Annotated in this window: 17 protein-coding genes, 1 rRNA gene and 1 pseudogene; 9 read left to right on the plus strand and 10 right to left on the minus strand. The window is 41.2% G+C overall.

What is annotated here, in order from left to right; translation table 11 throughout:
* The 4 genes from T411_RS0114110 to T411_RS0114125 form a co-directional block, all read left to right on the plus strand.
* Positions 1-332 (plus strand): integrase core domain-containing protein (locus tag T411_RS0114110; protein WP_027694900.1); only part of this gene is annotated, 332 nt, incomplete at its 5' end.
* Positions 329-2152, plus strand: a complete 1824-nt coding sequence (locus T411_RS0114115) for a hypothetical protein (protein WP_001911918.1) — start codon at positions 329-331, stop codon at positions 2150-2152. The genes T411_RS0114110 and T411_RS0114115, both read left to right, overlap by 4 nt.
* A 380-nt stretch (positions 2153-2532) precedes the next feature.
* A complete protein-coding gene (locus T411_RS0114120) occupies positions 2533-3774 on the plus strand; it encodes an SIR2 family anti-phage-associated protein (protein WP_000818840.1) in 1242 nt (413 codons plus the stop codon).
* A gap of 3 nt (positions 3775-3777) precedes the next feature.
* Positions 3778-5589, plus strand: a complete 1812-nt coding sequence (locus T411_RS0114125) for an ATP-binding protein (protein WP_000121188.1) — start codon at positions 3778-3780, stop codon at positions 5587-5589.
* A gap of 258 nt (positions 5590-5847) precedes the next feature.
* Here T411_RS0114125 and T411_RS0114130 read toward each other — a convergent pair whose 3' ends face one another.
* From T411_RS0114130 to T411_RS0114155, 6 genes are all read right to left on the minus strand, one after another.
* Positions 5848-7224 carry a UvrD-helicase domain-containing protein gene (locus T411_RS0114130; RefSeq protein ID WP_000573771.1) on the minus strand — a complete coding sequence of 459 codons (1377 nt, stop codon included), beginning with the start codon at positions 7222-7224 and terminating at the stop codon, positions 5848-5850.
* Positions 7221-8918 (minus strand): ATP-dependent nuclease, encoded by a 1698-nt coding sequence (locus tag T411_RS0114135; RefSeq protein WP_000275574.1) that lies wholly within the window; start codon positions 8916-8918, stop codon positions 7221-7223. The genes T411_RS0114130 and T411_RS0114135 overlap by 4 nt, the downstream gene beginning before the upstream one ends.
* A 137-nt stretch (positions 8919-9055) precedes the next feature.
* The gene (locus tag T411_RS0114140; protein WP_000644763.1) at positions 9056-9418 is read right to left on the minus strand and encodes an HVO_A0114 family putative DNA-binding protein; all 363 of its coding nucleotides are present in this window, start codon (positions 9416-9418) and stop codon (positions 9056-9058) included.
* A 155-nt stretch (positions 9419-9573) separates the two neighbouring features.
* Entirely contained in the window at positions 9574-9777 is a 204-nt protein-coding gene (locus T411_RS0114145; protein WP_000852434.1) for a hypothetical protein, read from the minus strand.
* Positions 9778-9838: 61 nt separating this feature from the next.
* Positions 9839-11146, minus strand: coding sequence for a HipA domain-containing protein (locus T411_RS0114150; protein WP_000551797.1), 1308 nt, complete (start codon positions 11144-11146; stop codon positions 9839-9841).
* 1 nt (position 11147) lies between these two features.
* Complete coding sequence (locus T411_RS0114155; protein ID WP_000865168.1) at positions 11148-11687, minus strand: hypothetical protein; 540 nt, start codon at positions 11685-11687, stop codon at positions 11148-11150.
* Between the two features lie 106 nt (positions 11688-11793).
* Between T411_RS0114155 and T411_RS0114160 the strand changes: the two genes are divergently transcribed.
* Entirely contained in the window at positions 11794-12003 is a 210-nt protein-coding gene (locus T411_RS0114160) for a helix-turn-helix domain-containing protein (RefSeq protein WP_001035410.1), read from the plus strand.
* Between the two features lie 216 nt (positions 12004-12219).
* Here T411_RS0114160 and T411_RS0114165 read toward each other — a convergent pair whose 3' ends face one another.
* Positions 12220-12756, minus strand: coding sequence for an AAA family ATPase (locus T411_RS0114165; protein ID WP_001245750.1), 537 nt, complete (start codon positions 12754-12756; stop codon positions 12220-12222).
* Positions 12757-12780: 24 nt separating this feature from the next.
* Here T411_RS0114165 and T411_RS01000000119495 point away from each other — a divergent pair.
* Positions 12781-13809: pseudogene (locus tag T411_RS01000000119495) on the plus strand (IS630-like element ISVch6 family transposase).
* On the opposite strand, the gene tenpIN reads toward T411_RS01000000119495, so the two are convergent.
* Entirely contained in the window at positions 13766-14233 is a 468-nt protein-coding gene (gene tenpIN, locus T411_RS01000000119500; RefSeq protein ID WP_000420717.1) for a type III toxin-antitoxin system TenpIN family toxin, read from the minus strand. The pseudogene T411_RS01000000119495 and the gene tenpIN sit on opposite strands and share 44 nt — an antisense overlap.
* A gap of 1891 nt (positions 14234-16124) precedes the next feature.
* Here tenpIN and btuB point away from each other — a divergent pair.
* Positions 16125-17960, plus strand: coding sequence for a TonB-dependent vitamin B12 receptor (btuB, locus tag T411_RS0114185; protein WP_001172310.1), 1836 nt, complete (start codon positions 16125-16127; stop codon positions 17958-17960).
* Positions 17961-18032: 72 nt separating this feature from the next.
* Here the strand turns inward: btuB and T411_RS0114190 are convergent, their stop codons facing one another.
* On the minus strand, positions 18033-19640 hold the full coding sequence (locus T411_RS0114190; protein ID WP_000473082.1) for a S8 family peptidase: 1608 nt from the start codon (positions 19638-19640) through the stop codon (positions 18033-18035).
* Positions 19641-20032: 392 nt separating this feature from the next.
* Here T411_RS0114190 and murI point away from each other — a divergent pair, with 392 nt between their 5' ends.
* The gene (murI, locus tag T411_RS0114195; protein ID WP_000098149.1) at positions 20033-20830 is read left to right on the plus strand and encodes a glutamate racemase; all 798 of its coding nucleotides are present in this window, start codon (positions 20033-20035) and stop codon (positions 20828-20830) included.
* Here the strand turns inward: murI and T411_RS0114200 are convergent.
* Positions 20796-21254 (minus strand): RNA recognition motif domain-containing protein, encoded by a 459-nt coding sequence (locus tag T411_RS0114200; protein WP_001884322.1) that lies wholly within the window; start codon positions 21252-21254, stop codon positions 20796-20798. The genes murI and T411_RS0114200 overlap by 35 nt on opposite strands.
* Positions 21255-21824: 570 nt before the next feature.
* On the opposite strand from T411_RS0114200, the gene T411_RS0114205 reads away from it, so the two are divergent.
* Positions 21825-21934 (plus strand): 16S ribosomal RNA (locus T411_RS0114205); the annotation flags it as partial.

Here is a 21934-nt window from a genome sequence, read left to right on the forward strand (position 1 = left end):
AAGGTGTCATGTTCCATAGCGATCAAGGCAGTCATTATACTAGCCGTAAATACCGTCAATTACTGTGGCGCTTTCAAATAAAACAGAGTTTATCTCGCCGAGGAAACTGTTGGGATAATGCGCCGATAGAGCGCTTCTTTAGAAGTCTGAAGACGGAATGGGTGCCAACTGTGGGTTATCGTAGCTTCGCTGAGGCTCAACAAGAGATCACCCGCTACATTATCGGATATTACTGCCAACTCAGGCCACATCAGTATAACGGTGGTCTAACTCCCAATGAATCAGAACGATTATATTGGGAAAACTCTAAAACCGTGGCCAATTTTAGTTGACCACTACAAATCTTGCTGAGCGATTCACAAATAAAAAGTGGAAGAACAAGCTTTATCTTTATCCCATCGATGTCCGTTCAGCAAGAGGCTCTCGATTTGTAGCCGAAGCTGTTTGTAAGGCTTTTAATACTGCTATTGATGATGGCTTCATTGAATACGAACACAAATTCTCAATTGAAAATATTGATGAAATCACAGGTGGTACTGCATTCCGTGAGTGTGCTGAGTACTTAGAGCGGAATAATAAAGTCATGGTTGTCTTTTTCGACCAATTCGAAGAAGTTTTCATGAAAGAAGAGCTTTTCTCTCTATTCCGCTCATTTAGAAGATTCGCACTTGATGTTTCGGCAGAGAAGACCAATGTGGTTGTCGGCTTCTCTTGGCGTACAGGGATATTTTTAGGAGATGATAATCCAGCTTACGGCCTGTGGCATGACTTACGTGATCATCGCACTGAAAAACGCTTGAAGACATTTGATGAAAAAGATTCAAGAAAACTGATTTCCACATTCGAAGCAGAAGCTGACATTACCCTCACCAAGCCTTTAAAGGCACGCTTGATACAGCAAGCTCAAGGTTTTCCTTGGTTCTTGAAAAAGCTATGTATCCATCTTTTCAAGAAGATAAAAGAGGGCAACTCTCAAGAAGAGCTACTTATCAGCCAGATGCAAATAAAGAATTTGTTTGAAGAAGATCTAGATCGCCCATCTCGTGAAGTTGATTGTTTAAAATTTGTTGCTAAAAAGTCCCCTGTAGACAGATATGAAGCAACCAAAGAGTTTGGTGATAAGACGGTTTCTCAATTGATTTCTGACAGACTGCTAATTAAGACAGGTGAGAAAATCTCGGTCTATTGGGACGTGTTCAGGGATTATTTAACTACAAATGAAGCTCCAGTCATATCTTGGGCATTTATGCCTAACTACGGTACAAATATGTCTCTAAAGCTTATTGAGCTTATAAAAGATGATGCTGCTTCGATAGATGAGTTGGTTGAGAGGACTAGTTATAGTAAAGGGACAATACAAAACATTTTTATTGACCTTTCATCATTCTCATTGGTTGTTAAGACTAGTGATGATAAGTACAAGCTGAACTGCGATATTGACGAGATACCTGAAAAAGTGCGCACCCAAATGTTGGGACATACGATCTATAAAGAATCTATGTCTGCATTTAAAGCAGGCAACAAGTCGTATATCTCTATCGATGATATAGCTCAGATAACAAATAGCGCATACTCTTCCGAAGCAGGTAGAGCACATGATCAGTATGTAAATCGAATTATTTCGTGGCTAAGGTATTCAGGACTAATCAGCCTCTTACGTGACAAAGTTAGGGTTTATGATGCAAATAATTATTCCCCTGATTTCGGTGAGATAACAGGGGGCAGAAATAAATCTAGTCTATTCTTGGCTGCTAGCAACTTTGAAAATGCAGTGCTACTTATTGATAAGTTGATTAAACAAGGCTCTATCGAGCAATCTGAACATGGGGCTAGGAATGTTATTGCTGATTTAGTCGCTCTTGGAATTTGCCGAAGAGTGAGTGGTAACAAGATAGAGTTAGTAAAAACCAGCGATCCCGACCTGACAATTGAGCAACATCTAGCAATACAAGTTTTAAGTGCTGATACTGTAATACTGCTTGATGCGTTGGTTCTGAAATACGGTGATGACTTAAACACTCTTGTTGAAAAAATGTCGCATGAATTAGGTAAGAAGTGGAAGCCTGCATCGGGGCAGAGATATGTAAGAGCTTTATTGCGTTATCGTAATTTAGCAAAAAATACGATAGCAGCAAATATGGAGAACGACTAAATTAAAATGTTTAAAAGCAGCCCAAGTGGATTAGTCTGGATTCGACCCGCCGCTCCCAAGTCATTATACAATCAAATCAGATTTGGCTGGTTACCCTAACCTAACTCATTTCTGTCCAGAACCTTCACAGATGGCACTTCGAAACTCAGAAGTGCCCCAAAATGTTTTAGGTCAGTTTTTCTGTACAGCATTCATTTTGGTATTTGACTTATTTTTCCTTATGCCAAAACTCTAGCTATACGGCCAAATTTGCTCAGCCAGTAGACTATATCTACGTATATCAAATCGATGTCTTTGTAATCTCTACACCTTCCCCACAATTTAGCACACAGGTAATATGATACAATCATCGTATTGTGCGGTTTTGCGGATACATAAAAATGGCAGAGTTGTTTTATCAAGGTAGCAGTGAAATTGATCGAAAAGACTTAGAGAGTCATTTGTCCTCTTTGTGTCAACTAGAAAACGTAGGGGTATTACTTGGTGCAGGCGCTTCCAAGAGTGCAGGTGGTATGGTCATGAAAGAGATTTGGTTAGACTTTAAATCTCGAAATGAACCAATGCTTCCGATATTGAGAGATCAGTACAAACTGATTAGCCAAGAGGAGATTGATGCTGGCTCTGTCAATATTGAACTTTTGATTGATGAGGTGCTTAAAAACAAGAGCGTGATGGATACTTGGCAGCAAGACTCAACTGCTTTGTTTAATGTCTTGGTTGAACTATATCGCTCAGTAACCAAAGCTGCCTTATTGGTAAATTCAGACTTTCCTGAACTTCACATAGGGAAGAATGAGAAGTTTGATAAACATAGAAATTTACTAGAAAAGCTGCTGTCAAATCGCCAACCTGGTCAAGCTGCACCATCCATTTTCACTACAAATTATGATTTAGCCATAGAGTGGTCAGCAGAAGAGTCAGGGATCAACCTCATAAATGGCTTTTCGGGCATTCATTCAAGAACCTTTCAACCTCACTCCTTCGATTTAGGGTTTCGTAATATAAACGCAGTGGGAGAAGCTCGTTTCGGACATTACAACATGTACCTATACAAGCTTCACGGTTCATTGACTTGGATTCAAGATGAAAGCGGGGAAGTCATCGAATGCACTAGTTCAAAAGCTTACCAAGATTTCATTAACCCTCTGATAAAAAATAGTAATTTCACTGAGAATCAACGTCTAATTTATCCTGGAGCCAACAAGTACCACCATACAATTGGTTTTGTATATGGTGAAATGTTCCGCCGATTTAGTGAGTTTTTGACTAAACCACAGACCACTCTATTCGTTAATGGTTACGGTTTTGGAGATTACCACATCAATAGAATTATTCTTGGCGCTTTACTTAATCCATCTCTTCATATCGTTATCTGCTATCCAGAATTGGCAGAGCTTTGTGCAAACAGTCAGCTTCAAAATGGATTGAGTCAAGCCCAACGATGCATTGATAAAATAAGAAAAATGAAACTAAATCAAGTCACAATCATAGGCGGCACTGATGCTTACTTTGATAACTTCGTGGATTTGATTCCAAAACCTGTTTTGTTCCCTAAAAATAATGCAGCCAAAGTGATAGCTGAAGCTATTCAAGACCTTGGTTCAAGTAACAATGGGGAATAGGCGATGAGCTACAACGATATGTCCCAAATAGGATACGTAGTATCTCTAGAAGGCACTAAAATTCGGGTAAATCTGTTAGATAGCCATAAAGGACAACTAGCTTCACATAGAGGTGGAGTGAACTCTGTGTCTCAACCTGGAGACTTAATAGCTTTTGAGGCAGGTAGGCATCTGATAGTAGCACGTGTGACCGATATGTCCTTTGTTGAACCAGAAAAAGCACATGCTACTAAGTTTGGTACGATGAATGTATCAGACATACCGTTAAGACAATTAGTTTGCCATGCTATTGGGCACATAAAATCAACCGAAGACAGACTGCACTTTATTTCTGAAAACTGGATGCTACCTCCTTTAGGAGCTAAAGCTCTTCCACTAGATAAAGATCTCTTAAATATTGTGTTTGGCATATCAGAGGAAGAACTAAAATTTTCCTTAAGGCTTGGCAGCGACGCCAGAACCCGTACAGTAGAAATTCGAGCGGGTGTAAATAAGTTGTTAAGTAGGCATTTAGCGGTACTAGGAAGTACTGGGTATGGCAAATCTAACTTCAATGCTTTGATTACAAGACAGATAGCAGAAAATTTTCCGAGTTCAAGAATTGTAATCTTCGATATTAATGGAGAGTACGCCCAAGCGTTTGAAGGCTTGAAAAATGTGCGGCAAACCGTATTAGGGGTAGGCACAAATATTGAGTCTGATGATGTGTTCTCAAAGGAGCACGTTAACTACCATCGGATACCTTACCAGTCTCTTGGCTGGGCTGGTTTAATCAAACTACTTAGACCGAGTGACAAAACACAATTACCAGCACTACGAAACGCACTGCGTTCTTTACCTTTTGTGAAGACAAATCCAGCCAATCCGAATGAAATGTTGGTAGAGCAATATGATTCAAGCTCTGGTATTACAAATAGTTTCGCCCTAGTAGATGACTGTAGTCCAAACAATCAAGCTAATTTAAGCTCCTGGTTGAATGTTCTTCAACAACAGTATGTAAAGAGGCAAGTTCAATGGCCTCCGTTCAAGGCATTAGCCAACTTAGTAGCAGAATTTGGCTGTGTGGCTGCGAGTCGAAATGCTGGTTCAAGTGAAAGGAATGCTTTCAATTATGGAAATGTTCTACCTCTGATTAAAATTATCCAGCAGCTTTCCGAAGACTCTCGTTTTACAGAAGTATTAGACACAACTGGTGGGCAAAGCATAAATGCAGCGAAGACTTGGGACGCTCCTCTACAAGATGAAGTTGACTATATTTTTGGTAAACCAAAAGGAACTCCTCAAGATTGGAATGTTCACATAATCAACTTGAAAGGACTAGCTGATGATTTATCCCCGTTAGTTCTAGGCGCTCTTCTCGAAATGTACGCAGAAGTACTCTTTAAGCGTGGGCAAAATAATAGCTACCCAACGTTACTCTTATTGGAAGAAGCTCATCAATATCTGCGTGACCCTTATGCTGAAGATGCAAATCAATTAAAAGCTTATGAGCGATTAGCTAAAGAAGGTCGCAAGTTCGGTTGCTCATTACTAGTTAGTACACAGAGACCATCTGAACTTTCTTCTACTGTTTTGGCCATGTGTTCCAACTGGTTATCATTGAGATTAACTAATGAACGAGATCTCAATGCATTACGACATGCTATGGAAAATGGAAATGAAACTGTATTAAGCGAAATATCTGGTTTACCTAGAGGAGATGCTGTGGGATTTGGCTCCGCATTTAATATTCCAGTGAGAATGACAATTGATGAGGCAGTACCTGGCCCAGCCTCAACAGATGCCAATTTTGCTGAGGTTTGGAGTGATGGGTAATCATCAAGTTGATTGAATACTAGAACTAGACTTTTTGCTAATTACCCAAATTCAGCTTATCCGAACCAGATGGTGTAGAGCAGTAAATCTAAGTCATTTCTGTCCATCTTCGAGCTAGCTGATTTGGCTAGCTCAGATCTGCCCCAAAGCGAGTTACAATCAGGGGCAAAAAAAATTATTTACAGGGTCGCTAGATATCACACATTTTTTGAGTCAGTCTTCTACTAGACTCCATCGGTGTTTGTGTACAGATGCATACTAGTTATGAGTAACGAATCCCAGTTCACCAATGGAGTCCCTAACAGCCGCCATATCTTCTTTAGCGAGTAACTCGTGATCTAAAGCCAATACCAACCTCTTCTTGGCACGAGTAAGAGCGACATAGACCTTTTTCCATTCTTTATTAAATCGGTTTGCTTCGCTAATAGCATTTTGGGTCAAGTATTTTAGGGTATTAGAGCTAAGTATGATTACACACACATCAGCATCCAATCCCTTGATAGATTCGATACTTTGGACTTTGAATTGAACGTCATGTCCCGTACAAGAATTGCACAGCTCAAGTAATTGGGCTAAGTGTTGTTTACTAAGTGTCAAGCCATGACTGGTTTTTAGCCTATTGATAGCAATTCTTGCACCGACTTCGGCGACATCGTCCATAAAGTCAGAAAAAGCTGCTTTAACAAACAAAGCTTTGTCTTTCTTGTGGTTAGAATCACGAATCATTTCCTCGATCTCTCGTGGGAATGCGTGTTTGTGTTTAGACGAAGTGGTATAGCGACCATTCTTTTTGTCGATACAAACAAGTTGTTTTGTATCTAAGTAGTTCGTTAGTAGCTCGTCATATCGTCCGTCCGTCGATTCAATGTACATGAGTTCACCAACCATTTCTGATAGTGACTCTTGTTGTTGACCTTCATAACAGAAGCTGTTTGAGACCGCTAGTATCTCTGTGGGTACTCGTCTGGTTTGATTGTTGATCGGTAGTATAGTCGCGTATTCTTTTGGAGCTACTTTTCGAACGAAAGCATCAAGATCTTGGGGAAACTTGATGGCTTGTTTTGGATCTCCGATCATATACACATCAATATCGTTGCACCCTAGAACTTCGAAAAAACGGAGTGCATCTTTGTCTAAGTCTTGGACTTCATCGATGAATATCTTGTCAAAGCAGCTTCCTAGAATAGCCAATAGTCTGCGGACTTTTGCTTTCTTCGCTCTGTTATTGTGCTTGCTGATGGTTTCATCAACAATTTGTTTAGCGATGTTGTATACGCTCTCGGCATGAATGACGTTCTTATCTTTTAATCGTTTTAAGTGCCAGTTTTTGAATCTAGCATCGCTCGGTAACATCATTATTGATGCGTCGTTATACACATCTCCGAGAGTGAATGACGAGAATGGGTAGATGATTTCGTTTAACAAGAAGCTATGTACGGTCTGTATACAGAGATTCGACGGAATAAAGCCATGCTGTTTGATTATCTCTTGTTCTATCTTCGCTGTTGCAGAGTTTGTGTACGTCAGTGCAAATGTCTTTTTGTGACTAGTACAAGCTTCGATGTGCTCTATCAAAGTCTTTGCTAAGCCATAAGTTTTCCCAGCACCTGCACCAGCAATCTGTACTTCTATCATGATACCGCCTCGATGACCTCAGCGATGTGAGCTGGTAACTTGATATCCAGTGGATTCTCTTCATCAACCATCGCATCACATACATCAAGCATTCTTGCTGTCTTACCATTAATCATGTGCTTGGATACTGCGTCGAGGTCGCCTTCCATTTCGAATAAATCATTTAGTAAAGCTAGGTTGTCTTCTGCTTCTACTAAATCAATTTCAAGTGTGTAGTTTGTTGTTGTTCTTACAGTGACATTCGCATGCGCTGTGTCATAGGTATCATGTTTGGCTTTAGCCGCATCTGAATTGTCATAATCACGGACAACACCAATTTTCTTATTCTGGTTATCTTTGTTCAAGGCTAGCCATATATCTAAGAAAGTGGCGTAACCACGTTGACCAATTGGAATAATATCGATGTCGTTGAGGGCTGGTTGTTTAGACAGATAAGTGCTGATTAGCATTTCTTCAGTCGGCCCCTCTACGAGAATTACTTTGTTCGCAAACAGCAGCTTTAAGATGTCGAAGTTAGGTCTCTTTCTTAGGTAGTCAACTAGCTTAGTTGGAGTATCAGACAGACTAATTGCTTTCTCGCCAGTAAACGCCAACACATTAGAAAGCTTCAACTTGTTGATGATCGATGGGTTATGGGTCGAAATGATAGTTTGTACAAGCGAGCCGCTGTTGCTTGAGCTTTTCTCAATGAAGTCTCTTACTAAACGAAGGTTGTTAACGCTCAAGTGTGCTTCTGGTTCTTCTATACAGCACAAGTTGAATGTATCACCACATGACTTGTAGTAAGCAAACAGGATGAGTATGTAGATAAGATTTCGTTGCCCTAAGCCTTTTTGGTACAGAAATTCATTACCGTATTTCAAAGTGATGTTCGATAAGATGTTCTTCAAATTAGGCAGGTTAGGAGTGCACTCAAGCTGTTTGATAATACTGTCGTAATTCTCAAAATCGTCATTAGCTCCAATGACTTTGTCGAATGTTTCAGTCTTTTCAATAGCACTAAAGAACTCAGAGTAGGCTGTATTGATCTGACCTTTGTCGTCATCGTTGAGAGTGTTCATAAGCAGCTTGGTGAAAATGCTATTGGACTTCATTGAACTGCTTTCTGAGAAGTCATCTCGCTCTGCATTGATACTATGGATACTGACGTGTTTTAAGTCACTGTATGCGATAGGCTTTTCGTTGTTCACAGATACGACTTGGTAGTCGTAAAGCTCAACGGGTAGAGTAAACCAGTTAATATCATCTAAAGTCTTACCAGCGAGCGATTTCTTTACAACCTCAAGCAAGTCTTTGTCGTCTTTAGGCTTAAAGTCGTATCTAATTTTGTATGTTTCTTCGCCTCCATCAGCAACAATCCACTTAGCCAACAGAGCTGTTTCATAAGCATCTTTCGGATCTGCGAACTCTACGGTTACGGATACTTTAGGGATCTTTGTAAGCTGATTATCTTCAGTGTCATCATCGACAACAGACTTTAGAAAATCAATCACGGCATCTTTGTTAATGTCTGAGACACTCAATCGCTTCTGGTTGAAGTCTATTTGGTTGCCGCTTAACGGTAACGAAAGTGCGGTGAAAAAGTTCGTCTTACCAGTATCGTTTTCACCAATGACAACTGTTAGCTGCTGAAGCTGTGCTTCGAAAAAGCGGAAGCTGCGGTAGTTTTTGATCGTTACCTTTTTGATGTACATAAGAATTTCCCTAAAAAGCACACAAGTGCATATGCCACTAATATACTACAAGTCATGTGGTTACTGTATTGTTCCAACTACTTGTTGGGGCCTAAGTGTGATCGCACGTAACTCGGAAATGTCCAATTGTGTGTAATTCAAAGTAAAGGAGAACTGCCCATTACGATCTCGAACTTCGTAAACAACGCTATTGGTCGAGATTCCATTCCCCTCACATCCAGATAAGCAAAGCCCTTAGATGAAAGAGCTTCGAAAGCATCAGTAACATCCTTGATACTACGCCCACTCATTTCAGCAAGTTCATCAAGATTGTTTGGCTTCTCGCGAGCAATCAAATTCAACAGTTCAACATTTTCGTTAGACAAGAGTTGTGAAAGCGCAGCCAGTGACTCAAACAAAAATTTTGGGTAAGGTTCTTCAGGCGTCACTTTTCCTTCTGCAATGCGAATCATGCGCTTACGAGCAAGCTCTTCTGATAGAATGCCGATTTTTGCTTTCATACAATCCTCACTCCTAATAGTCGCCATCTAAATCGACTGAATAATCACCGACGATCACATCTAATTCTTTTTTCATTTCTTGGGAAGGAGCAATCAACAGAAGTGGTTCTCACACGAAGTTTCTGTTAGTCCACTGATCTTTTCTTTTTCGCGCTTCATTGCTGGATACTCCCATTTTTTATTGACGCAATCACTTTTAATAAATCGGCCGTGATTGCTGAACATTTGTCATTCATAAAAAACGTTACTTCATCTCCAAATTTCATCGTTACGATACCGCTTTTATCGACACTTAACAGCGCGAAAGACTGCTTCAAGTCGAGAGTCGTGTTACTTCCATTGGTCGTGGTTTCAGCCATATTTCCCCTCACTGCTAACGAGTATGTTTACAACACGGGCAACCATTGTTACACCAGATGTTTACTTAATTGTTCTGTTTAACTTTTCAACGATTTCAGTGGCATGTTGAAATATTGCATCCTTTACCAACGCAAACTCCTGTCCAGGGAATCTTTTGTCTATAGAACTCAGTGCGCTACTAAATTGAGCGAGAAAGGCATAGAAGATTTCATGGCATTCAGCATTACTGATACCGAACTGACTCGCTGTCTGCTCTATATGCCGTAAGCAAATCTTGCTGATATGGTATTTGTATCCTCGTGATGCTTGCAGTCCCATTGCTAGTTTTAGCTTGCGCTTATTTAACCCTGTAGCACTGACAGCAGGGTAAGCTGATAGCAAATCGTAGAACGGTGCAAGTTTATAGTATCCGCCAGTATCAATATGCACGGAAAAATTCTTGAGATGACCGTCAGTGGCACCAAGAAGGCACTGTAAAATCATGAATTTAAAAAAGTCATGATTGTTCGCCTTGCTTTGCGCAGAGAGACTTAAAACATCAACAATTTTGGAGACACTTAGGTTGTTCTCCGATTGATATTTTTGATGTTCAGGTACACCCAAAATCTGGCAGAAATCTTCTTGGTGTCTACGAGTCACAACTCCATCACCAAAACATCGGTCGAACCGTTTTACTGCAAGGGCTTTAGTTCCTGATTCTGCGGTTATTATCTCAATGTCGGGGACTTTAAAACCAAGTTCCTTTGCTATTTGAGTACAGATGAATTCATTCTCAATGCTGCTACTCATATCTAGCACGGAGTTACTTTGGGTAATCACATCCATCGGATACTTAACTATGTGACTACTGAACGCGGTTCCCTGTGGGACATACCACCTACCATTTGTTTTCATCAGCGTGGTTTTTCTTTGTGTACCAGATATACATGGCCTGTAGTCACCAAAACATGGAAGAAATGACTTACGCTGAGTAACGAGTTCATTTAATTCACTTGCCGAGATCTCTCGATATTTCCACCCTATCTTTGGCGGCTCCCTACTCTCAGTAAATGAAATGCCGCCCGTGCAATCGTGACCAACTTTTGAGAGTAAAGTGAATACATCGTTGGATTGCACACCCACCGACTGAGCAAGACTGAATCGTTCTTCTTTCAAGTCAGGAAGCAGGTTGTGAATAAAATTCAGTGCGTAAAATGATGCACATTCTCCCTTTACGAGCGGCAGGCTTAACGAAAGCGGAAAGGCTGAATCATATGCTAACCACTCATCAGAGTATGAAAATGATAAGTTGGTCTTCGACTGTTGGACAAACTGCCCCACAAGCATGTTGTTATTTGTGGCATGTGCGTAAAGTATAGGATTATGCAAATTAGCTCCCACTTTCTTCTAGTTGGGCTGTGTTCTTGTAGAGGTTAATTGCATTTTCTACTGCCAGCATTTCGGCTTTGATATCCAATCTGCGATTGTCATGTTCTGAGATGTATTGTTCTATGCATGGCCTAAGCTCGGAGTATTGCGCACACAACCGATTGAAATGCTTCCATGCCCTTTGATGAAGAGAATTGGACTCTGACAGCTCTGACTGTTTATCTTGCAAAATCGTCAAGAGACTTTCTTTTTTGAGGGAAAGGTAATTGGAATCCTCACTGTAATTATCGTAATCAACAACCTCCCAATCGGTATGGTTGAACATAAAACCTTTGGAAAACTTCTCATCGCCGCGTTTATCGAAGCCGCATGAGAGGATTGCGCCGATAAGCGACATTTCCTTCAATTTTTTTTCGACGTATTCATCTGATAAGTATTCTTTCTCATCACAGTCTATTGGAAAGGACTTTAAGTCATTGGCAGAGAAATGTTCATTGTAATAAATGGCGAGAAATAACTCTTTTCTGATCTTTACCTTCATGTGTTCAAAAAACGGTCTTTATTGATGGTTTTGAGGATTATAGTCCGTGGAGTTATATGCCGCAACTGTGCAATTGTTCAACAAATTAATTTCATAAATAAAAAACATGAACAAGAAGCTTGCAGCACTTGTGGGCAAACGCATTGCAAAAATGAGAAAATCCAAGGGGTTAACTCAAGATAAACTCGCGTTGCTCGCAGAGATAGATAGAAGTTATGTGGGACGCATTGAGCGCGGTGAAGTCAATATCACGGTTGAGAAGCTGTATCAGATTGCGGACACTTTGGGCTGTGATGTGAAGGAACTTCTGCCTTAATGAGTTAGGTTTGTATGTGGTTTGGACTGAATCAATTGGAGTGTATTCTAGGGATAGGGCTGTTTTTCACAGCTATGTTGCGGAGAGTTCAATGACCACGAAAGATCATGGGGCAATCTCATCTCTACTCTCTGCTTTTTGGCTACAGCGTATTAGCTAATAGAGTCAGCGAAGGAATCACTGACTCTAGGTTGAGTTCAAAACGCGAAGAATATATCAAGCGAAATAAGCGTCATAATGTGGCTTATCATTCGTTTCAATAGCAGTGCAGATTATGTCCCAAATAGCCGCCAATTGTGGCTGTACGGCTTCAGGAAGTTGTGTACCAAGCTCCATCGACTTCGCATGGCATTTTTCATTCATGTACTCATACAAGGCGTTTGCCTTCACTTCAGCGTTATCAATACCTTTCAAAAAATTAGGGGCGATATGATCTGTCCCTTGCTTTCTGAAATCAGTCAGGTTAAACCTGAACGAAAAATACACTTCCATTATTTTTCTGATATACGACTGAACAGCAATAGCGTCACAGTTTTGTGGTTGCGTGACAGCTTCTTTGATTTTACTGATTAGATAAGCGTATTCAGACCTATGGTTCTTCAATAAGTCAGGCAACTGGTCAATTTGCGAATGATCGCCTTTACGGTTAATTAAGAAGTACTGCGAACGTTTTTGGTTGCCTTCTTTTGCACAATAGTAAGACATCCACTTCTTCACTATACCAGTGATCATTGAAGATGCTTGATTTCTCATAAAATCAGGATCATGCTACGCTCCATGAAAATAACACTGACTCCCCAACAGAAACTACAACTCGAAGAGATGCACGATTCCACTCGTGATGGTCGAGTACGTGACCGCATCAAAGCGGTCTTACTTGCGTCTGAAGGTTGGAGTCAGGCGATGATTTCTTAAGCTCTTCGCATTCACGAATCGACTGTTGCACGTCACCTCAGCGACTACGTGCTTTCTGAAAAACTCAAGCCTGAAAATGGTGGAAGCCAAAGTAAGCTTTCTGCTACCCAAACCATGCATCTAATCGAGCATTTGACTGAAAAAACTTATTTCCATACCCATCAAATCGTTGCTTACGTCGAGGCTGAATTCGCCGTTCGCTACACAGTTGCAGGCATGAATAAGTGGTTACATCACCACGGTTTTTCATACAAAAAGCCCAAAGGTGTACCGCACAAGCTAAAACCTGAAGAGCAGCAAGCATTTATCGAGTATTACAACGAGGTGCTTAAGTCCAATGATGCACCAGTGCTTTTCATGGATGCTGTTCATCCGACTCAATCAACAAAGCTCAGCTATGGCTGGATCCGTAAGGGGCAGGATAAGCTTATTGAAACGACAGGTAGTCGTACTCGAGTGAATTTAATCGGTGCTCTACCCCTGAAAGAGATTAGCGACACGATCACCGATACTTATGAGACGATAGATAGCGAGAGTATTGTTCGCTTCTTTTGGAAGCTCAAGAAAGAGTGTTATCCACTAGAGCAAACCGTGCATATTGTGCTTGATGGCGCAGCCTATCATCGGTCAGAAATGGTGAAGAATGCGGCAAAAGTGCTCAATATAGAGCTTCATTACTTGCCACCATACAGTCCAAACTTAAATCCGATAGAGCGGCTTTGGAAAGTAATGAATGAGCATGTGAGGAACAATGTCTATTTTCCCTCCAAAGCAGCATTCACCTCTGCTATCAAAAAGTTTTTTGATGTGACGCTAGCAGAAGTTGCAGGCTCACTCGCATCCAGAATTACGGACAATTTTCAGATATTGAAACCTGCATCTTCAAGTTGAACGGGTATATATTGGCATCGTTGCGCTTTACTGCATCAATATATTTTTCAACATACTTCTGAAATTGACTGGTTATATGTTCTTCTTTGCCGATGAGTTTTTTACCAGACTTCTTATTTCGTAAGACAAATACATCATCAGTAACATGGCTATCATCTCTGATTAAGAGTGCCTTTGAGTAATCCAGCCCCATGCCTTTGATGGTTCGATCTTGGCGGTTCACCTCTAAGATATATGAGGCATTGTGCTTGATATATGATCTTACAGGAATGGCGAATGTTAATCCGTTAATGGTAATTTTAACAATGCCATGACCTCTGGTTTTACTGCTATTCCATGTGCCTAACTGACTATCAAAATCCAAATCTTGTTCTACTTTGGGGTTGTCTACATAGAAAGATTGATCTAATTTTTTTAGTTCCATATCCGATCCCATATACAAAAAAACCCTGACTTGAGTCAGGGTTTTTTTGTAGATAATACAAGGAATTTAGGTTTTTTACGTGGGGATGTTCCTACCGCCACAACAAACAAGGAATTTGGTGTTTTTTACGTGGGGATGTTCCTACCGCCACAATCTACACTTATGCTTTAGTACTCGTAGCCACTGCTGTCAAGCACTTTTAAGCCATATCTATCAGAGAGTTACTTTGATCAAATAGTCGTCGTATAACCCAACCAACTGATATGAATACTATACCAATATTTGATGTAGCCCAAGCTTTCTTTCACATCATTGTGATAAATGATTTTTTCTATAGAAACTGCGCCTTTTGCTATACCTAATCTCATAGCTGGCGTTTTTCCATCTTTCCCCTAAGGACAAAGTTGTAAAATAATCTATACAAATCAGCAAGTTTAATATACATGTCGGTCTTATATGGACTGTATCCATACCATACCCTCCTGCTATTCGTGCCACTGGAAAATGGTCGTTCAAACACGCTTACTCTACGTCTAGCCTGCATGAAGAATCTATCAATACCATGCAGGCTGGCATTGGAAACCAATGCTGCCAACCTTATATCATCGGATTTGAGAATAATGGCTGTGCAGCGAAGTTACTGCAAAAAGGGTTCTTGCAGAAATTGACCTGATGCCACCACTTGGTGCAGGGAGTATTAAAGTGTCTGAGAAAGATTTTTTACTCACAAAAAAGCCCCCATATACAACCATAACATACTGTATATATACCCTTCCTACTTGAAGCTGCAGCGGTGTTGGATGCATTCGTTCACCCCAATCACATAGCTTTATCTATGCTCATGGGGATTCACTCATTTGCCGCCCACCTGCAACTTCAAGTTGTTTGGGTATAAAGCCATAGAACAGATTGAATTGATAGAAAGGCTGACCAGCATTAGTCCTAGCACCCTTGAAAATACCGAAATTTTTTATCGATTTTATGTTTTTAAACATGCATATGCCCCCAGAAAGACCAGGGTATTGTACTACGTGTTAAGCGCTTTCCAACGCAACTTGTTTGTTATTCTTATTTGTTGGCGATTCAAAGTAAAAGGGAGCTGCCAATAACGATCTCGAATGTCGTAAACAACGCTATTGGTCGATATTGACCTCTAAATACGCAAAATCCTTAGATGAAAGAGCTTCCAAAGTATCAGTAACATCCTTGATGCTGCGCCCACTCATTTTAGAAAGTTAGTCAAGACGGTTGGGCTTTTCGCGAGAAATCAAATTCAGTAGTTCAACATTTTCGTTAGACAACAGTTGTGAAAGCACAGCTAGTTTATGCAAATTATATCTCCAGTGACTCATGTTGAAGGAGGAGTGTTTGCGTAATCATTGTTGCATGGATTGAATTGTCAATCATGATAAAATCTCATGTTCAACTTTATAAAAATTCAATATCTGAAATTAGTAATCATATGAGTTATCTATTACTCTAAGCTTTGGCAGGTATTAGCCGTCTATACATCCGATGCATACTAGTTTAACAATGTCAGTTTGCCATTTCTTAAATGGTCTAAAGGAATAAAAAATTAGATAGACCGAAAGTAAATGTGAAAAATTTAGACGCTTAATTGAGTTATGAGTGTTTTCATGTGGCTCTAAGTGTAATTGCTTGTTAATAAAGCCTTTTGTCCTCACTTGTCTAGTTTTTTTACGTTTTATTTCCCAACTGTATGGTTATGACGCGCAGCGGTAAGAGAGAACGAACGCTCAAACGACACTGCTTTTCGAGTGGGAAGTCGAGCCAGTAGGCCAACAGTGCTCTCAAGTCCGAAGACCTGCCAGCAACTGAGTTATGCAGTGGTATTGCACTCGGTAGGATTCACGCGATTTAGGACAACATAATGCAAAAATCAGCACTGGCGATCGCTCTAGCATCGCTGCTTACCCCTATCTCTTATTTACACGCCAACGAAGCACAACCTCAAGAAACGGTTGTTGTGACGGCAAATCGTTTTGAGCAAAAGGCCAGTTCAACTTTGGCGGATGTGGAAATCATTACCCGCCAAGATATCGAACAAACTCAAGCTAAGACATTGCCTGAGTTGTTACGTAGATTAACGGGTGTTCAGATCACGCAAAATGGTGGACGTGGTCAGTTAGCCTCTTTATTCGTACGTGGAACAAGTTCAGATCAAGTATTGGTATTAGTGGATGGAATTCGTTTTGCTCGTGCTGCAAAAGGAGCGGTCGATTTCAACCAAATTCCACTAACTTATGTTGACCGTATTGAGTATGTGCGTGGCGCTCGAGCTTCGTTATATGGATCTGAAGCGATTGGTGGTGTCATTAACATCATTACTAAAGCTCGTTCACAACAACAAGGCACAACCGTAAGTGCTGGACTGGGTTCATTGGATTACCAAGAACTCAGTATTGCTTCTGGGGTTGCGATTGGTGAAAAAGGCCAGATGAATGTGGCTTTGGGCACAGAGAGTGATAAAGGGTACAACGTTCGTCCAGTTCCTGGAGTGAATGATGGTGATCGTCACGGTTTCAGGTCAGATAATGCGTTGTTGGGTTACGTGCACCAATTTGATGAGTCTTGGTCTTTGTTTGCCAATGCCCGCGCTTATGAAAATATTTATCAGTACGACAACAGCTATGGTACTCGTGACTATAAAGAGGCAGAAAAGGATGACCTTTCTTTTACAATTGGTACTCAGTATCAAAGTGAACGTTGGGTATCTGAATTGCAGCTAACTACCCAGAAGCAAAAATCATGGGATTACACCCAGTCTAAGGGAAAATACTCGGACACATCGGATAATCTTGAACAACGAAATATCCAGTGGATTAATCGCTATTTGGTCAATGATGTGTGGACGTTCGCTGGTGGTGTGGACTGGCGAGACGAGTCGTATATTGATAAAACAGCGGATAAAGAGTTTGACCGCAGCAACACTGCTGCATTTGCTGTGGTTGCTGCTGAGTGGCAACAATGGCTGTTGGAGGCAAGTCTACGCTTTGATGATAACCAAGAGTATGGTTCGCAAACTACCCACAACATTGCTCTAGGGTATCAGTTTATCCCTGAGTTCGGGGTTAAAGCATCTTATGGCTCAGCATTTAAGGCTCCCAATTTATATCAACAGTACGATCCGTCTTATGGCAATGTTAATTTACAACCGGAAGACGCAGATTCAGCAGAGTTGAGCTTCTACGGCTTATTTTCAGGTATTAAATGGTCTATCACTGGCTATGATTACAAAATCAATAACCTGATCGATTACAACTCAACAACGAAGAATTACCAAAACGTAATAGGTGAGAGCAATATAAAAGGAGTTGAGTTTACAGCCGAGTTTGCCACTGGAATTGTGCAGCACCAGTTAAGTGTTGACCTCAAAGATGCCGATGATAGTAAAGGGAAAACATTACAGCGTCGTGCTGAGCATATGTATAAGTGGAATGCGCTAGTGGCTTTCGAACAAGTGGATTGGTCAATTGGTTACCAATATGTAGGTAAACGCCCAGATTTGGACTACAACACTTACCCCACTCAAAACATAACACTTGATGCGTATTCTCTCGTTGATACCTCAGTTAGCTACTATGTCACAGACTCGACGACTATTAGCGCTCGAATTGATAACTTATTAGATAAAGAGTACGAAACCGCCAATGGCTACCCTGCTGCTGAGCGCGCGTATTATCTTAATATTGGTTATCAGTTTTAAACTTAGACACTGTCTTTAATCACAAAAGCCAGTCAGAACATCTGACTGGCTTTTATTGTTTAATGCGTCATGTTAGTAGCGAGCCACCAAACTGACATTGTTAAACTCAGTGGTGCCATAGAGTGTAATGAAGTGGCGACCTTCTCGGGTATTCGGGAAGGTACAAACTTCATTATTGCCGTTGCGATAAGATGCGCAATCCCAAGCAAACGGTTCTGGCTCAATACCTAGACGAACATAGAGATCAAGATTACCCGTACCTCCGTTGGTCTCGATACTCAAGCGACGACCTGCAGGCACATCAATATAGAATTTTTTCAATTCACCTTGCTTGCCACTGATGCCTGTAACCACTTTACCATTAGTCAATTGGCTGTCAGGCTGCGGTTGTGGCTCTGGTTGCGGATTTGGCTCAGGATTCGGAGTGGTATTGTTATCGGTCAAACTATACAGCAGCTTATTTGGTGTTCCTTGAGTGTCGCTGACTTTGCCTTTGGTTGATCGGTCGCTAAGCAGCGTTTTGATTTGATTCGGAGAGAGGTTCTTATTCTCTTGTAAGTACAAGGCTGCGACACCAGCTACATGGGGTGAGGCCATAGACGTACCACTCATAGTCGTCGTGCCACCTTTATGCGACGCCGAAGTGACGTCAGATCCTGGTGCGAAGATCTGTACACAATTACCCCAGTTCGAGAAGTTAGAGCGACCATCATTATTGGTCGTTGAACCTACAGTGATACCACTTGGTTCACGTGCAGGGGATACTTGGCAAGCATCTTTATTATCGTTACCAGCAGCAATGACCGCCGTGACTCCTCTTTGGACGAGTCGAGCCACTGCTTGATCCATCGCCTGAGATATCCCTCCCCCTAAACTCAAATTGGCAACAGAAGGGCCGGACGCGTTTTGAGCCACCCAGTCAATACCACGGGCGATCGCTTCAGTTGAACCACTACCATCACATCCCAGCACTCGCACACCAACTAAGTTAACGTTTTTAGCTACACCGTATTGAGCGCCCCCGATAGTGCCTGCCACATGTGTACCGTGGCCTTGGCAGTCACTGGCATCATTATCGTTATCGATAAAGTCATAGCCGGATTTTGCTCGTCCACCAAATTCAGGATGGTTGAAAGCAATACCGGTATCGATCACATAAGCGGTAACGCCACTGCCATCATAGTTGTAGTTATAACTACGATTGAGCGGTAGATCGCGCTGATCGATGCGGTCGATTCCCCAGGTTACGTTATCTTGAGCCGCATTTGCTGATGCAGAGATGATCGGATTAACCGTAATAATTTGGTTTTGCTCGATATAGTCGACGTTAGGATCGGCACGAAGAGCTTGTAGTTGCTCAGCCGTTAGCTCTGCAGAAAAACCGCTTAACGCACTATCAAAAACATTTTTGATTTCGAGTGCATGCTTATTGGCTAATGCATTGACAGATCGTTGAGTAAATTGTTGGAAAGCTTGCAAATCATTACTCATGATTGTCGTTGGTTGCTTGAGTACAACAATGTATTGATTTTTAATGCCTTTCCCTGAAGCGGCTTTCATCAATGGTGCTAATTGTTGAGGAGATGATTTGCCAACAAGCTGATTGGGTTGGGCAAGTGCTGAGGTTGCTGCGACGGAAAACGTCGAAACAATGCATAAGCTTAAAAACTTTTTAAACATGATAAGTTTCCTTAAAAAGTGAATAAAAATGGTTGGGTCGTGGCTCACAACAATCATGTTGAGCACACCAATAACGATCTCATCCTTGGATGAAAAGAAGTTATTCATGAAAACTACTTATGTTTCCACGTGGGGAGGTTAAGTTTGTATTGTTCGTTTTTTGTTCTTCTTTTGTAAGATTAATGACAGGAAAGAAAGGTTCTTCTTATTGATACATATAGAATTTTTACTCTAATGCTAATGTGGTTCAGGATTAAGAATTGAAATGTTGGTAATGTGTCAAATAATGAATTTTGAATTAGATTTTTTAATGCTATATATCTGGGGTGGATTGCCTAATGTAGCAGCGAGAGTATGATTTCTCCGTTTTTTCTAGTTAGGTTGTCGCACTCGTGTCATCTCCATCTTTTCCTCGTGTTCTGATTTTCGATTCTGGTGTGGGTGGTCTTTCCGTATATCGAGAAATTGAAGCCCGCTTGCCGCAATTAAACTATATCTATCTGTTTGATAACGCGGCATATCCTTATGGTGAGCTGACCCAGGAAACACTGATCGCACGAGTTGATACGCTGGTTACTCGAATGGTTGAACAAGAGCGAATCGATCTTGTGGTCATCGCTTGTAATACCGCGAGCACCATAGTGTTACCCGTATTGCGCGCCAAACTCACGATACCTGTGGTCGGGGTTGTGCCTGCAATTAAACCCGCCTCCCTGATTGCTAGCAAGGCGATTGGGCTTATCGCGACGCCAGCCACAGTGAAACGGCAATACACTCAAGAACTGATCCGTGACTTTTCCGCCAACAAAAACGTTGAGCTATTGGGGTCTACACGCTTGGTTAATATGGCTGAAGAGAAATTGCGTGGTAAGCCTCTCGATCTCGAAGAATTAGCCAGCATATTGCAACCCCTGAAGAACACGATTGATGTCGCCGTTTTAGGCTGTACTCACTTTCCCCTGATTAAAGAAGAGATCCAGCAAGTACTTGGAGAGCAAGTGCAACTGATTGATTCTGGTTTGGCCATTGCGCGCAGAGTGCAGGAGTTGCTGGGAATAGAGCAAGCGGTTGGTGCAAAGCAAAAGCATCGAATTTATGCAAGCGCACCACCATGGGAGGAAAGTGCGCTGAACATAAAGCTTGAACAGTTAGGTTTTAATCCTGTTCAGCCATTTCTTCATCCGATTTAGGATCATTCGCAATGCGAACTTTTAACGTTCGCTGCATATATTCCTTTTCGTTGAGTGCATCAATGGCTGTTTGAGCTTGGCTTGCGGCTATCACCACAAATCCAAACCCTCGCCGTTTACCTGTTCGTTTGTCTTTCATTAAACGCACCGCAAAGACCTCGCCAAACTCGGCGAACAGCTCTTTAACGTGCGATTCATTGGCTTTATAGGGCAGATTGCCCACATAGAGTGTTTTCGTGGTGGAAGACGCCTCTTCATCTTCGCTTGATGAAAGAGTGGGGTGAGTAGAAAGTTTGCAAATTAAAGCCGTTGCAACCACACCAATTAGAAAAGCGAAAGAAGAGTGTAGAGTCAATTGCGATAAAATCCCGGCACCAATAACGGCAAGCAGGGCAATCCATAACATCGATTTGTCAGATTTCATATTGAATTACTACGCATCAGAGAGAAAGAAGATTCACGGTCTATCGATGAATTAACAAAATAGACACAGGAATCTTACGTATATGCTTGATATTTTTCCAATCGAATGGTGTGACCCCCCTCAAATGTTGAAATTTTATTCGAAAAACATTCCATTGTTGTCTTTTTGAGCGAACGATTTTATTTGTCAAAAAAAGCTTGTCATAAAACTCTGTCTCCCTATAATGCGCCCTCACTGACACGGCGTGAGATTCAAATCACAAAGTGAAAGCAAAAGAGAAGAAAAAGTTAGAAAATAACGTTTGACACTCAACTGAATAAGCGTAATATACGCAGCCCTAGCGAATTGAGCTTAAAAGCGATTTCGATAGGAAAAGCTCTTTAACAATATAAACCAATCAATCTGTGTGGGCACTCGTTGATGATAATCAAAAAGATTTATCAATGAACTGAGTGACCATTTGAATGAGCAATCATTCAGCACAGTCAATTCAACATTACTTCGCTTTTTAATTAAGCAAAGAATGTAATCAGTATTCATTGAGCCGAAGCGAAAGCTTCAAAAAACTTTTAATTGAAGAGTTTGATCATGGCTCAGATTGAACGCTGGCGGCAGGCCTAACACATGCAAGTCGAGCGGCAGCACAGAGGAACTTGTTCCTTGGGTGGCGAGCGGCGGAC

This window comes from Vibrio cholerae ATCC 14035 (assembly GCF_000621645.1).
GTDB classification, from domain to species: Bacteria; Pseudomonadota; Gammaproteobacteria; order Enterobacterales; family Vibrionaceae; genus Vibrio; species Vibrio cholerae.

Excerpts from the sequence above, each read along its gene's own strand:
- T411_RS0114120 (WP_000818840.1), top strand. The coding sequence starts at position 2,533 with ATGGCAGAGTTGTTTTATCAAGGTAGCAGTGAAATTGATCGAAAAGAC.
- T411_RS0114125 (WP_000121188.1), top strand. The coding sequence starts at position 3,778 with ATGAGCTACAACGATATGTCCCAAATAGGATACGTAGTATCTCTAGAA.
- T411_RS0114130 (WP_000573771.1), bottom strand. The coding sequence starts at position 7,224 with ATGATAGAAGTACAGATTGCTGGTGCAGGTGCTGGGAAAACTTATGGC.
- T411_RS0114135 (WP_000275574.1), bottom strand. The coding sequence starts at position 8,918 with ATGTACATCAAAAAGGTAACGATCAAAAACTACCGCAGCTTCCGCTTT.
- T411_RS0114140 (WP_000644763.1), bottom strand. The coding sequence starts at position 9,418 with ATGAAAGCAAAAATCGGCATTCTATCAGAAGAGCTTGCTCGTAAGCGC.
- T411_RS0114145 (WP_000852434.1), bottom strand. The coding sequence starts at position 9,777 with ATGGCTGAAACCACGACCAATGGAAGTAACACGACTCTCGACTTGAAG.
- T411_RS0114155 (WP_000865168.1), bottom strand. The coding sequence starts at position 11,687 with ATGAAGGTAAAGATCAGAAAAGAGTTATTTCTCGCCATTTATTACAAT.
- T411_RS0114160 (WP_001035410.1), top strand. The coding sequence starts at position 11,794 with ATGAACAAGAAGCTTGCAGCACTTGTGGGCAAACGCATTGCAAAAATG.
- T411_RS0114165 (WP_001245750.1), bottom strand. The coding sequence starts at position 12,756 with ATGAGAAATCAAGCATCTTCAATGATCACTGGTATAGTGAAGAAGTGG.
- tenpIN (WP_000420717.1), bottom strand. The coding sequence starts at position 14,233 with ATGGAACTAAAAAAATTAGATCAATCTTTCTATGTAGACAACCCCAAA.
- btuB (WP_001172310.1), top strand. The coding sequence starts at position 16,125 with ATGCAAAAATCAGCACTGGCGATCGCTCTAGCATCGCTGCTTACCCCT.
- T411_RS0114190 (WP_000473082.1), bottom strand. The coding sequence starts at position 19,640 with ATGTTTAAAAAGTTTTTAAGCTTATGCATTGTTTCGACGTTTTCCGTC.
- T411_RS0114200 (WP_001884322.1), bottom strand. The coding sequence starts at position 21,254 with ATGAAATCTGACAAATCGATGTTATGGATTGCCCTGCTTGCCGTTATT.